8 protein-coding genes are annotated in these 13,169 nt (G+C 69.5%); 4 read left to right on the top strand and 4 right to left on the bottom strand.

Annotated features, from left to right (window positions below; all coding sequences use genetic code 11):
• Window positions 1-41 precede the first annotated feature (41 nt).
• Complete coding sequence (locus tag BJQ94_RS10865; RefSeq protein WP_265400337.1) at window positions 42-2,033, bottom strand: maltotransferase domain-containing protein; 1,992 nt, start codon at window positions 2,031-2,033, stop codon at window positions 42-44.
• Between the two features lie 170 nt (window positions 2,034-2,203).
• On the opposite strand from BJQ94_RS10865, the gene glgP reads away from it, so the two are divergent.
• Window positions 2,204-4,792, top strand: a complete 2,589-nt coding sequence (gene glgP / locus BJQ94_RS10860; RefSeq protein ID WP_265400263.1) for an alpha-glucan family phosphorylase — start codon at window positions 2,204-2,206, stop codon at window positions 4,790-4,792.
• Between the two features lie 125 nt (window positions 4,793-4,917).
• Here glgP and BJQ94_RS10855 read toward each other — a convergent pair whose 3' ends face one another.
• Genes BJQ94_RS10855 through glgX form a run of 3 tightly spaced genes read right to left on the bottom strand, consistent with a single transcriptional unit; the run spans window position 4,918 to window position 8,324 of the window.
• Window positions 4,918-5,715 (bottom strand): alpha/beta hydrolase, encoded by a 798-nt coding sequence (locus BJQ94_RS10855; protein ID WP_275875469.1) that lies wholly within the window; start codon window positions 5,713-5,715, stop codon window positions 4,918-4,920.
• Window positions 5,716-5,766: 51 nt separating this feature from the next.
• Window positions 5,767-6,270, bottom strand: a complete 504-nt coding sequence (ybaK, locus tag BJQ94_RS10850) for a Cys-tRNA(Pro) deacylase (RefSeq protein ID WP_265400265.1) — start codon at window positions 6,268-6,270, stop codon at window positions 5,767-5,769.
• Entirely contained in the window at window positions 6,267-8,324 is a 2,058-nt protein-coding gene (gene glgX / locus BJQ94_RS10845; protein ID WP_265400266.1) for a glycogen debranching protein GlgX, read from the bottom strand. Before glgX ends, ybaK begins: the two co-directional genes overlap by 4 nt.
• A gap of 87 nt (window positions 8,325-8,411) precedes the next feature.
• On the opposite strand from glgX, the gene BJQ94_RS10840 reads away from it, so the two are divergent.
• The 3 genes from BJQ94_RS10840 to ligA are packed head-to-tail and all read left to right on the top strand — an operon-like array spanning window position 8,412 to window position 13,128.
• Complete coding sequence (locus BJQ94_RS10840) at window positions 8,412-9,620, top strand: cysteine desulfurase family protein (RefSeq protein WP_265400267.1); 1,209 nt, start codon at window positions 8,412-8,414, stop codon at window positions 9,618-9,620.
• A 3-nt stretch (window positions 9,621-9,623) separates the two neighbouring features.
• Window positions 9,624-10,808 (top strand): tRNA 2-thiouridine(34) synthase MnmA, encoded by a 1,185-nt coding sequence (mnmA, locus tag BJQ94_RS10835; RefSeq protein ID WP_265400268.1) that lies wholly within the window; start codon window positions 9,624-9,626, stop codon window positions 10,806-10,808.
• On the top strand, window positions 10,801-13,128 hold the full coding sequence (gene ligA / locus BJQ94_RS10830; protein ID WP_265400269.1) for an NAD-dependent DNA ligase LigA: 2,328 nt from the start codon (window positions 10,801-10,803) through the stop codon (window positions 13,126-13,128). The genes mnmA and ligA overlap by 8 nt, the downstream gene beginning before the upstream one ends.
• The last annotated feature ends 41 nt before the right edge of the window (window positions 13,129-13,169 follow it).

Genomic DNA, 13,169 nt, shown 5'->3' with positions numbered 1-13,169 from the left:
CAGTTCGTCGGCCGGTCGGCCGGTGGCGTGTTTCATTCGGCCTATCCGTTCTGGTGTGCGGTGTGTGGGGTGCGTACGTGCAGGATGTGCACGGGTTCGGTGAACGCGTCGAGGCGCACGAAGTTGTCGGCTGCCCAGGTCCAGACCGCGCCGGTGACGAGGTCCTCCACCTCGAAGGTGGAGCCAAGGGGGAGCCCGAACCGGGTGACATCGAGGTGCACCACGGTCTCGCGCACGGAGTGCGGGTCGACGTTGGCGACGATGATCAGGGCATCCGCGCGGCCGTCGTCGGTGAACTCGCCGGCCAGGTACTTGCTGTACACGAGGATCGAGTCGTCGTCGCTGGAGTGGATGTCGAGGTTGCGCAGCTGCCGCAGGGCCGGGTGCGCTGCGCGGATGCGGCCCAGCAGCGCGAGGAACGGCGACAGCGACTTGCCCAGCGCTTCGGCCTTCGCGTAGTCGCGCGGGCGGTACTGATACTTCTCGTTGTCGATGTTCTCTTCGGCGCCGGGGCGGGCGACGCTCTCGTACAGTTCGAAACCGGCGTAGACGCCCCAGGTGGGTGCGGCCGTGGCGGCGAGGGCAGCGCGGATCTTGAACGCCGCCGGGCCGCCGAACTGGAGGTATTCAGACAGGATGTCCGGGGTGTTCACGAACAGGTTCGGCCGCAGGAAGTCCGCGGTGTCGTGGGCGAGACCGTCGAAGAACTCCTCGAGTTCCTCCTTGGTGTTGCGCCAGGTGAAGTACGTGTACGACTGCTGGAAGCCCACCTTGGCCAGGCCCTGCAACAGTGCCGGGCGGGTGAAGGCCTCGGCGAGGAAGACCACGTCGGGCGACTCGCGGTTGATCGTGCCGATCAGCCACTCCCAGAAGTCCAGGGGCTTGGTGTGCGGGTTGTCGACCCGGAAGATGTTGACGCCGACGCCGATCCAGTACCGCACCAGCCGCAGGACCTCGGCTCGGATGCCCGCCGGGTCGTTGTCGAAGTTGATCGGGTAGATGTCCTGGTACTTCTTGGGCGGGTTCTCGGCGTAGGCAATGGTGCCGTCGGGCAGCGTCGTGAACCACTCCGGGTGCTCGCGCACCCAGGGGTGGTCGGGGGAGGCCTGCAGGGCCAGGTCGATGGCCACCTCGATCCCCTCGGCACGCGCGGCGTCGAGGAAGAAGCTGAAGTCGTCGATCGTGCCGAGATCGGGGTGGATGGCGTCGTGCCCGCCGGCCGCCGAGCCGATCGCCCAGGGGGACCCCGGATCGTTCTCGCCGGCGTCGAGAGTGTTGTTGGGACCCTTGCGGAAGGCGCGGCCGATGGGATGGATCGGCGGCAGGTAGAGCACGTCGAAGCCCATCGCAGCGACGGCGGGCAGCCGGGCGGCGGCCGTGCGGAACGTGCCGCTCTGCCAGCTGCCGTCAGCGCGGGGCACTGCGCCCTCCGAGCGGGGGAAGAACTCGTACCAGGAGCCGACACCGGCCCTGGTGCGTTCGACCCGCACGGTGCGCTCGGCGGAGAACGTGTCCAGGCTGGACAGGGGACGCACGGCGGCAGCATTGGTCAGGGCGGGGTCGGTGATCACGGCCGTGCGGTCGGCGAGCGACGCCCGGGTGTTGGCCAGGGTCTTGGCAGCGGCCGCGAACAACCGGCGCTCGGCGACCGGGCGGGTGAGGTCCTTGCCGGCGGAGGCCAGCAGGGTCGACCCGATCAGGAACATCAGCTCGACGTCGATGCCGGCGGGCACCTTGATCGCCGCGTTGTGCACCCAGGTGGCGAAATCATCCGAATAGCCGCGCACCCGGTAGGTGTACGAGCCCTGCGCGTCGAGGCGCACCTGCGTCTCGTAGCGGTCGGTGCCCGGCACGGTGAGGTGCATCGGATGCTGCGTCGTCGTGCCGTCCGGCGCGGTGAGATGCAGCATCACGCCGATCGCGTCGTGCCCCTCCCTGAACGCCGTGGCGCGAAACGGCACGACCTCACCGGCGAAGGCCTTGGCCGGCCAGAGGTTGTCGTTCAGCTGCGGGGAAAGGTCGAGCACCGGGATGCGACCGACTTTGGTCTGGACATCCGCCGGGCTCGGCGTCGAGGGGGCGGTACCGGTTCGTTTCGCTGTCTTAGCCACACAACTACCGTAGCGAACGGGGGCCGAATCGGTGGGGCCACACGCACAGGATCGTTACCCGTTAGACACACCACGCCTCTAAAGTGAAGTTCGTGAAGGCGATCCGTAAATTTACAGTCCGTGCAGTCCTGCCCGAGTCGCTGGCCGCGCTCGACGAGCTGGCCGGAAACCTGCGCTGGTCGTGGCATGAGCCCACCCGGCAGCTCTTCGAACACATCGCCCCCGAGCTCTGGCGGCGCATCGGCACCGACCCGGTGGCCCTGCTCGGAGCGGTGGACCCGGCCCGGCTGCAGGAACTCGCCCAGGACCACGACTACGTTTCCGGCGTCAACCTGGTGCGCGACGACCTGCGCGCCTACCTCGACCAGCCGCGCTGGTACCAGGGCCTGGAGGGCGACAAGCCCGAGTCGATCGCCTACTTCTCGCCCGAGTTCGGCATCGCGGCCGCCCTGCCGCAATACTCCGGCGGGCTCGGCATCCTGGCCGGCGACCACCTCAAGAGCGCGTCCGACCTGGGTGTGCCGCTCGTGGGCGTTGGCCTGTTCTACAAGGCCGGCTACTTCAGCCAGGCGATTTCCACGGATGGCTGGCAGTTGGAGAGCTACCCGCTGCTCGACCCCGACGGCCTGCCCCTGTCGGTGCTGCGCCGCGCCGACGGATCGCCCGTGCAGGTGTCCCTCGCGCTGCCGGACGACCGCACCCTGCACGCCAGGGTCTGGGAGGCCAAGGTCGGCCGGATCCGGCTGCTGATGCTCGACACCGACATTCCGGAGAACACCGACGACCTGCGCCAGGTGACCGACCGGCTCTACGGCGGCGGCGGCGAACACCGCCTGCTGCAGGAATTGCTGCTGGGAATCGGCGGCGCCCGCGCGGTGCGGCTGTGGAGCAACCTCAACGGTCGTGCGGAGCCGGAGGTGTTCCACACCAACGAGGGCCACGCCGGATTCCTCGGCCTCGAGCGCATCTCCAGCCTCATCGGTGATGGACTGAGCTTCGCCGAGGCGCTGCAGGTGGCCCGCGCCGGAACCGTCTTCACCACGCACACCCCCGTCGCGGCCGGCATCGACAGGTTCGAGAGTTCGCTCGTGCGCCGCTACTTCGAGACCGACCTGCTGCCCGGGGTGGCCGTGGACGACCTGCTGGGCCTGGGCTCGGAGAGCTACCCGGGCGGGTCGCCGGACGTGTTCAACATGGCCATCATGGGCCTGCGCCTCGGTCAGCACGCCAACGGCGTCTCCAAGCTGCACGGCGAGGTGAGCCGGCGCATGTTCAACGGCCTCTGGCCCGGCTTCGACGCCAACGAGGTGCCGATCACGTCGATCACCAACGGGGTGCACGCGCCCACCTGGACCGACCCGGCGCTCAAGGCTCTCGCCGCGAACCGGCTCGGCACCACCGACACCTCCACCGCCGACTGGGCGTCACCGGTGGTGAGCGACCAGGACCTCTGGGAGGTGCGCGGCGACATGCGCCGCCAGTTCGTCGAGGACGCCCGCCGCCGCATCGGCGCGGCCTGGCTGGTACAGAACCCCGGCGGCCTGATCCCCGCCTGGATCAACCAGGTCTTCGACCCGAACGTGCTCACCATCGGCTTCGCCCGCCGGGTGCCCACCTACAAGCGGCTCACCCTGATGCTGCACGACCCCGAGCGTTTGCGCGCCCTGCTGTTGCACCCGGAGCACCCGGTTCAGATCGTCATCGCCGGCAAGTCGCACCCCGCCGACGAGGAAGGCAAACGGCTGATCCAGAAGATCGTGCAGTTCGCCGCCGACCCTGAGCTCCGCACCCGCATCGCGTTCCTGCCCGACTACAACATCGGCATGGCCCAGCTGATGTACCCGGGCACGGATGTGTGGCTGAACAACCCGCTGCGCCCGCTCGAGGCCTGCGGCACCTCAGGCATGAAGGCGGCCCTGAACGGCGCCCTCAACCTGTCGATCCTGGACGGCTGGTGGCCCGAGTACTTCGACGGCCAGAACGGGTGGGCGATCCCCTCCGCCGACGCGAGCACCAACCCGGTCGAACGCGACCGGCTCGAGGCCGAGGCCCTCTACGAGCTCATCGAGCACCAGGTGGCACCGCCGTTCTACGAGCGCAACGCCGACGGCGTGCCCGAACGCTGGGTCGCCAACATCCGCCAGACCCTTTCCGGGCTCTCACCCGAACTGAACGCCGGCCGGATGGTGCGCGAGTACGTCGAGAAGCTCTACCGGCCCGCCGGCGCCTCCGAGGCCCGGCTGTCCGCCAATAACTACCGCGCAGCCCGCGAACTGGCCCTCTGGAAGGCCCGGATTGTGGGAGCCTGGCCCGGAGTGGCTGTCGAGCACGTGGAGTCCGGCGGGGTTGCCCCGGTGCCTCAGGTGGGCGACGAACTGCGCCTCCGCGCGCACGTGCAGTTGAACGGCCTCGCACCTGAAGACGTCACGGTGCAGGTCGTCTACGGCAAGAGTGCGGGCGGCGACGACCTCGTGGACGTCAACACGCAGGCCCTCGAGCCGATCAACGACGCCCTGAGCCAGGACGCCACCGAAACGGTGACGCCCGGCGCGCCGACCCTGTTCACCGGAACCGTGGAGCTCGACCGCGCCGGCGGCTTCGGTTACACGGTGCGGGTGGTGCCGCGGAACGACCTGTTGATCAGCCCGGCCGAGATGGGCCTGGTGGCCGTCGCGAGCTGATCCGTCAGTGACGCGTCGGTGGGTTGGTCAGCGATCTCGGCCGACGGGCGTTGATCACCCTGGACACGGTGCCGTGCGAGACGTGAGTGCTGCGCGCCCCGTCGTGGATGGCGGGTCGAGCACGCTCACCCATGCCGCTGCTCGGAATCGCCCGGCGGGGTGGGGCACAGAGCCAGGAACGCGCTGAGCTCGCGAATCCAGGAATCGAAGGCATCGAGATGGGCGTCGTGGCTTCCCTCGTCGAGTGTGACGTGGCGCACCTTGCGGCCTCGGCTCACGAACTCTCGTTGCGCCACCGGGGAGAACATGCCGACCGCGCCGAAGACCGCCAGCGTCGGCACGTCTAGGCTGCACCATTCGGCCCAGTGCGGATGCGCATCGACGTGGGCGAGGGTCTCGACCAACACCTCCGGATCGAACCGGGGCCAGAGCCCGTCGGCCCGCCCTTCCAGATCGTCGATCCACGCCCGCGACAGCACTGAGTCACCCAGAAAGGCCCGGGCGTCCGCGGTCGTGGCGAACGGGATCGGCCAGGAGTCGAAGAAACCGCGCAGGGCCTCTCTGCTCTCGAATGTGCCGTCGCCGCCGACGCCGGCCTCCAGCAGGACGAGCCTGCCCACCAGATCGGGCCGGGCGCTCGCGACAAGCAGGGCGGTGTGCCCTCCCATGGACTGGCCGACCAGTGCCACAGGTTGTCCGATCACGGTCTCGATCACGAACACCACATCGGCCGTATGCGCCGCTCGCGAAACGTCGTCGGGCCGGGTTGTGCTGCGTCCGTGCCCGCGGGCGTCGAGAGTGATCACCCGGTGGTCACGGAGGGCGGCGGCGGTCTGGGCCATCTCGGTGCCGCTACCCGCCAGGCCGTGCAGGAGCACGACGGGAGGACCGTCACCTCCTTTGTCCGTCAGGTAAAGCTCCACGGTGCCCCGCCGAATGAGTCTCCCTGTGCTCACCATGCGTGCACGTCCGGCTTAGCGGTCCCGGCCGATGGGGGCGAGGACGGCCCCCGTGACGGTGATGAGGTCGGCGGGGGAGAGCTCCAGGTCGAAACCGCGGCGGCCGCCGGAGACGAAGACGGTGTCGAAGAGTTCGGCGGTCTCGTCGAGCACCGTGCTGAACCGGGACTTCTGGCCGATCGGGCTGATGCCGCCCACGATGTAACCGGTCTTGCGTTCGGCCACCTGTGGATCGGCCATCACGGCCTTCTTCGCGCCGACCGCGGCGGCGAGGGCCTTGAGATCGAGTTGGCCGGAGACCGGCACGATCGCCACGACGAGGTTGCCGTCGGCGTCGGCGAGGAGGGTCTTGAACACCTGGTCGGGATCGAGGCCGAGTTTGTCCGCCGCCTCGAGGCCGTAGCCGGCCGCCGCTCCATGCGGGGCAGCGTCGTGCGAGTACTGGTGGGCGGTGAACCGGATGCCTGCGCGCACCAGCGCCACAGTGGCCGGCGTACCGCCGGCATCCGGCTTGGTCATGCCTGGGCTTCTTCGGCCCGCAGCAGCAGCATCGACGTGCCCCCCATGGTGAGGCGGGCGCCCGGCATGTAGGAACTCTGCACCTCGCGGATGTCGTCGTGGCTGGAATCCCAGAGCACCGTGTATCCCGAGACACCCGAGTGCAGGGGCAGCGTCACGTCGACCGGGGTTTCCAGGCCGTGCACGATAAGCAGGATTCGGTTGAATGCCTCGTGCTCAGGGGTGCTGGCCGCCAGGTACTGCAGGGTGCGCTCCTGGGGGGAGTTCCAGTCGGTCTCGGACATCGAGGCGCCGGCGGCGTTGTACCAGTCCATCTGGCTGGCGCTGAGGGTGGTGTGCCCCGGCCGGCCGAACCGCACCGGGCGCAGGGCCGGGTTCTCCCGGCGCAGGGCGAGGAGCTGCCGGGTGACCCTGTGCAGGTCCTGCTGCCAGTCGTCGAAGTTCCAGTCCAGCCAGGTGAGCTCGCTGTCGTGACAGTAGGCGTTGTTGTTGCCGCGCTGACTGCGGCCGAACTCGTCGCCGGCCGTGAGCATGGGCACACCGGCGGAGAGCAGCAGGGTGCCCAGCAGGTTGCGCATCGCCCGGCGCCTGGTGCGCAACACAGTCACGTCCCTGGTGGGACCCTCGACGCCGTGGTTGAAGGAGTTGTTCCCGTCGGTGCCGTCCCGGTTCATCTCGCCGTTGCCCACGTTGTGCTTGGTGTTGTACGCGGTGAGGTCGGCCATGGTGAAACCGTCGTGTGCGGTGATGAAGTTCAGTGACGCCAGCGGCCCGCGTTCCACCGGGAAGGTGTTGGCCGAGCCGGCCAGGCGGGAGGCGAACCGGCCGATGCCGCTGTCCGAGGTGGAGTTGTGGCGAACGGCGGCGATGTCAGTGAGCCAGAACGAGCGCATCCGGTCGCGGTAACGGTCGTTCCACTCCGACCAGCCGGCGGGGAAGTTGCCGGTCTGCCAGCCGCCCATGCCGACGTCCCAGGGTTCGGCGATGAGCTTCACGCCGGCCAGGTCCGGGTCGTCCCTGATTGCGGTGAGCAGCGGGTGGTCCGGCGTGTAGTGCACGTCGCCGTTCCGGCCGAGGGTGGCGGCCAGGTCGAACCTGAACCCGTCGATCTGCACCTCGTTGGCCCAGTACCGCAGGGAGTCCAGCACCAGCCGGATGGGCACCTCGTGACCGAAGTTCACGGTGTTGCCGCATCCGGTGACGTCGATGTAGTGGCCCTTGGCGTTCTGCCGGTAGTAGGTGGCGTTGTCGATGCCGCGCAGGCTCGTCACCGGGCCGGACGGGCCCTCCTCGGCGGTGTGGTTGTAGACCACGTCGAGGATGACCTCGAGGCCGGCCTCGTGCAGCAGCTTGACCATACCCTTGAACTCGCGGAGCACGGCCTCAGGACCCTCGGACTGGGAGGCCTGGGTGGCGTAGTCGGCGTGCGGGGTGAAGAAGTTGAAGGTGTTGTAGCCCCAGTAGTTGGACAGGCCCTGCTTGATCAGGCGCTGCTCGGAGACGAAGGACTGCACGGGCAGCAGCTCGACAGCCGTCACCCCGAGGTTCTTCAGGTAGGCGATGGTGCTCTCGTGCGCCAGGCCCGCGTAGGTGCCGCGCAGCTCCACGGGCATCGCCGCGCTGAGTTTGCTGAGGCCGCGCACGTGGGCCTCGTAGACGACCGTGTGGTCCATGGGCGTGTTGGGCTTGACCGCCCCGGCCCAGTCGAAGCCGCCGTCGATCATGGTGGATTGCCACTGGTCGGGTCCCACCCGGGCGAGGCCCCGGGAATACGGATCGATCAGGGTCTTCTCCGGGTGGAAGGAGTGCGTGGGACCGGCAGGGCCCGACACCCGGATGCCGTAGCGGCGGCCGGCGGTGAGGGTGCGGGAGCGGCCCACCCAGACGTTGTGCGCGTCGCGCACCATGGGCACCGTGCGCACGATCCAATTGGGATCGGTGTGGTCGAAGATGCACAGTTCGATGGAGTCCGCGTGTTCGGACCACACGCGGAGCTCGCCGCCGTTGCTCGTAGCGCGGACGCCCAGATTGCGGAGGGAGTCAGCTGGAGTCATGAAACTAGAGTAATGAGTGCAGGCGTGGTATTCCGACCAGTCCGGATGGCCGACCCGCCCGCCACAGATCTGCCAGGAGGCGAGCACATGTCGGTGTCTTTCGACCACGCGTACCTCGACCACGCGGCGACGGCCCCCATGTTGCCGGCCGCCATCACCGCCTACGCGGAAGCGATGGCCGTCGTCGGCAACCCCGCATCCATTCACAGCCAGGGCCAGAACGCCAAACGGATGCTCGAGGAGGCCCGCGAACAGGTGGCCGCGAGTGTGGGCTGCGACCCGATCGAGATCGTCTTCACCGGCGGCGGCACCGAAGCGGTCAACCTCGGCATCAAGGGGCTGTACTGGGCTCGTTCGCCCCGCACCCGCATCCTCGTGCCCGGGGGAGAGCACCACGCCACCGTCGATACCGTCGAGTGGCTCGCGCAGCAAGAGGGCGCCACTGTGGAGTGGATCCCGCTGGACGCCCTGGGACGCATCGACCTGGCCGCCCTCGACGCCGCCATCTCGTCGAACCCCCACGACGTGGCCCTGGTCACCCTGCTCGCCGCCAACAACGAGGTGGGCACCCTGCAGCCGATCGAGGCCGTGGCGGCGCTCGCCGCGTCGCACGGCATCCCCGTGCACATCGATGCGATCTCGGCCTACGGGCACATGCCCATCAACTTCGCCGCTCTGCACACGGCGGGGGTGTCGGCGCTCAGCGTCTCGGCGCACAAGATCGGCGGGCCGGTGGGCATCGGCGCCCTGGTGCTCTCCCGCGCGACTACGGTGGTGCCGCTGATCCACGGCGGCGGCCAGCAGCGCCAGGTGCGCAGCGGCACACAGGATGTGGCGGCCGCGGTGTCGTTCGCCGTCGCGGCCACCGCCATGACCGCCGAGCTCGCCAGCGAGAACCGCCGCCTGCGGGTGCTGCGCGACGCCGTGATCGCCGGCGTCCGCGCCGCCGTGCCGTCCGCGGTGCTGAACGGCGACCCTGACCCGGTGGGGCGGTTGCCCGGCAACGCCCACTTCACCTTCCCGGGCTGCGAGGGCGACTCGCTCCTGTTCCTGCTGGATGTGGCCGGGGTGTCGGTCTCCACCGGGTCAGCCTGCCAGGCGGGCATCCCCGAACCGTCGCACGTGTTGCGTGCCATGGGCCGCAGCGAGGCCGAAGCCCGCAGTGCCCTGCGAATCACGCTCGGCCGCACCTCAACGCAGGCCGACGTCGACGCTCTGCTCGCGGCATTGCCGGCGGCGTGGGCGCAGGCGATCGGCGCGGGAATGGCCGACTCGGCGCCGCGTGCGTACACTTAACCAGTGAAGATTCTGGCAGCTATGAGCGGTGGGGTGGATTCCGCCGTGGCCGCAGCCCGCGCGGTCGAGGCAGGGCACGAGGTGGTCGGGGTGCACCTGGCCTTGTCGCGCATGCCCGGCACGCTCCGCACCGGCAGCCGCGGCTGCTGCACAGTCGAGGATTCGATGGACGCGCAACGCGCCGCGAATATCATTGGCATCCCCTACTACGTCTGGGATTTCTCCGAGCGGTTCAAGCTCGACGTGGTCGACGACTTCATCGCCGAGTACGCCGCAGGCCGCACCCCCAACCCGTGCATGCGCTGCAACGAGAAGATTAAGTTCGCCGCCCTGCTCGAGAAGGCCATCGCCCTCGGCTTCGACGCCGTCTGCACGGGCCACTACGCCTCGATCGTCACGGATGCCGACGGCAACCGGGAACTGCACCGAGCCAGCGCCTGGGCCAAGGACCAGTCCTACGTGCTCGGCGTGCTCACCAAGGAGCAGCTCGCGCACTCGATGTTCCCGTTGGGCGCCACGCCGTCCAAGGCCGAGGTGCGTGCTGAGGCCGCCGAGCGCGGCTTCTCGGTGGCGAACAAGCCCGACTCCTACGACATCTGCTTCATTCCGGACGGCGACACCCGCGGCTGGCTGGGCGAGCGGGTCGCCCCGGCGACCGGCGACATCCTGGACCGCGAGGGCAACAAGCTCGGCGAGCACGAGGGCGCCGTGGCGTTCACCGTCGGTCAGCGGAAGGGTCTCTCCATCGGCACGCCCGCCGCCGACGGCAAGCCCCGGTTCGTGCTCGAGGTGCGCCCGGTCTCGAACACCGTGGTCGTGGGCCCCAAGGAGGCACTGGCGATCAAGGAGATCGCCGGCACCAAGTACACCTGGGCCGGACTGGCTCCGGAGCACCCCGAGATCGAATTCGCCTGCGACGTGCAGATCCGCGCGCATGCCGACCCCGAGCCCGCCGTGGCCCAGGTGATCAGCGTGCCTGCCGATCCGACCGCCACTCCGCCGGTTGAGGCGCACACCGAGCTGCGCATCCTGCCCACCCAGCCGCTCACCGGCGTGGCGCCCGGCCAGACCGCCGTCGTGTACGTGGGCACCCGGGTGCTCGGCCAGTGCACCATCGACCGCACAGTGAGCGCGGTTCCGGTCACCGCCGCCGCCGCCGCCGCCGACGCCACGACGGTCAATGCCTGAGACCACGGGATCGTCGCCAGCGGCAGCGCTCTCCGCTGCCGGCGACGAGGCCGCGAGTCTCACCACCCGCATCCTCAAGGCGCGCGACGCGTACTACGAGCGCAACGAGGTCGTCATCTCCGACGCCGAGTACGACGGCCTGATCCGGCGCCTGGAAGAACTCGAACGGCTCTTCCCCGAGCTGGCCAGCCAGGACAGCCCCACCCAGACCGTGGGCGGCCGCGCCGAGACCACCCTGTTCGACCCCGTGCAGCACGCCGAGCGAATGCTCAGCCTCGACAATGTGTTCTCCATCGAGGAGTTCGAGGCCTGGGCGGCCAAGGTCGAGCGTGACGCCGGCCGGGCTGTGCACTACCTCTGCGAACTCAAGATCGACGGCCTGGCCATCAACCTCCGCTACCTGAACGGCGCGCTCGTGAGCGCCGCCACCCGCGGGGACGGCGTCGTCGGCGAAGACGTCACCGAGAACATCGCTCTCGTTCCCGGCATTCCGGCGCGACTGACCGGCACCGGGCACCCCCCGCTGATGGAGGTGCGCGGCGAGGTGTTCTTCCCCGTCGAGGCGTTCCGCGAGCTCAACGCCGCGCAGAGCGCCGCCGGTGAGCGCGTCTTCGCCAACCCGCGCAACGCCGCCAGCGGATCGCTCCGCCAGAAGGCCGAGAGCAAGAACCCCGACCAGCTCGCCCTGATGAAGGCCAGGCTCGGCCGGCTGCGGATGCTCGTGCACGGCATCGGCGCCTGGGCACAGCCCGGCGCCGACTCGCAGTCCGCCGTCTACGACCTCCTCGCCGGGTGGGGCCTGCCCACCAGCACGCACTACAAGGTCGTCGCGAAGCCCAGCGAGGCATCCGCGTTCATCGAGTACTTCGGTGAGCACCGCGGCAGCGTCGAACACGAGATCGACGGCATCGTGATCAAGGTCGACGAACTCGCCCTGCACGACGAACTCGGTGCCACCAACCGTGCGCCGCGTTGGGCGATCGCCTACAAGTACCCGCCCGAACAGGTGAACACGAAACTGCTCGACATCGTCGTGAGCGTCGGCCGCACGGGCCGGGCGACCCCGTTCGCCGTGATGGCACCGGTGCGGGTCGCCGGCTCCGTCGTGCGCCAGGCCACCCTGCACAACCAGGACGTCGTGAAGGCCAAGGGTGTGCTCATCGGGGACACCGTGGTGTTGCGGAAGGCCGGCGACGTGATCCCCGAGGTCCTCGGCCCGGTGGTCGAACTGCGCGACGGCACCGAATACGAGTTCGTGATGCCCGTGAACTGTCCGGACTGCGGCACCCCGTTGGCCCCCGCCAAGGAGGGCGACATCGACCTGCGCTGCCCGAACGCGCGCAGCTGCCCCGCCCAGGTGCGCGGCCGGGTCGAGCACATCGGCTCCCGCGGCGCCCTCGACATCGAGGTTCTCGGCGAGGTGGCCGCGGCAGCGCTGACCCAGCCGACGATTCCCGAAGTGCCCCCGCTGGACACCGAAGCGGGCCTGTTCGATCTCACCATCGACGACCTGCTGCCGATTTCTGTCGTCGTCCGCGACGCCGAGACCGGGCTGCCGCGTGAAGACGAAGACGGCACGGCTCGCCAGCGCACCCCGTTCCGCCGCAACCCCTCCGCTGCCGAGAAGAAGGCCGGCCTGACCGGGCCGCAGCCCTCCTCCAACGCGGTCAAGCTGATCGCGGAGATCGAGCTGGCCAAGACCAAGCCGCTCTGGCGCATCCTGGTCTCGCTCAACATCCGTCACGTCGGCCCGGTGGCCGCCCGGGCGCTGGCGAACCACTTCGGCTCGCTCGAGGCCATCCGGGCCGCCAGCCGCGAGGAACTGGCCGAGGTCGACGGGGTCGGCGGCATCATCGCCGACGCCGTGCTCGCCTGGTTCGAGGTGGACTGGCACCGCGACATTGTGGAGCAGTGGGCCGCGGCCGGCGTGCAGTTCAACACTCCGGGGCATCCGGGCCCCGGTGCCGCGGCGGCGGCCGGGGGAGTACTGGCCGGCCTCACGGTGGTGGCCACGGGCTCCCTCGAGGGCTTCACCCGCGAGGGCGCCTCTGAGGCGATCATTGCCGCGGGCGGCAAGAACGCGTCGAGCGTGTCGAAGAACACCGACTTCGTGGCCGCCGGTCCCGGCGCCGGGTCCAAGCTCGCCAAGGCCGAGCTTCTCGGCATCCGCATCCTGAACGCCGACGAGTTCCGGTTGTTGCTCGAGCACGGTCCGGCCGGCGTGCCCGATGCGGCGCCGGCGGATGCTGCCGGCGACGCCGACCCGATCGATGCCGACCCGACCGATGCCGACACCACGCCAGACCTCGACACGAAGTAGTCACCCGGACTGCGCAGCTGTGCAGGTGGGGTTCCCTCCGC

The organism is Cryobacterium sp. SO2 (assembly GCF_026151165.2).
Taxonomy (GTDB): Bacteria; Actinomycetota; Actinomycetes; order Actinomycetales; family Microbacteriaceae; genus Cryobacterium.
This window is presented reverse-complemented; position numbering and strand designations above follow the sequence as displayed.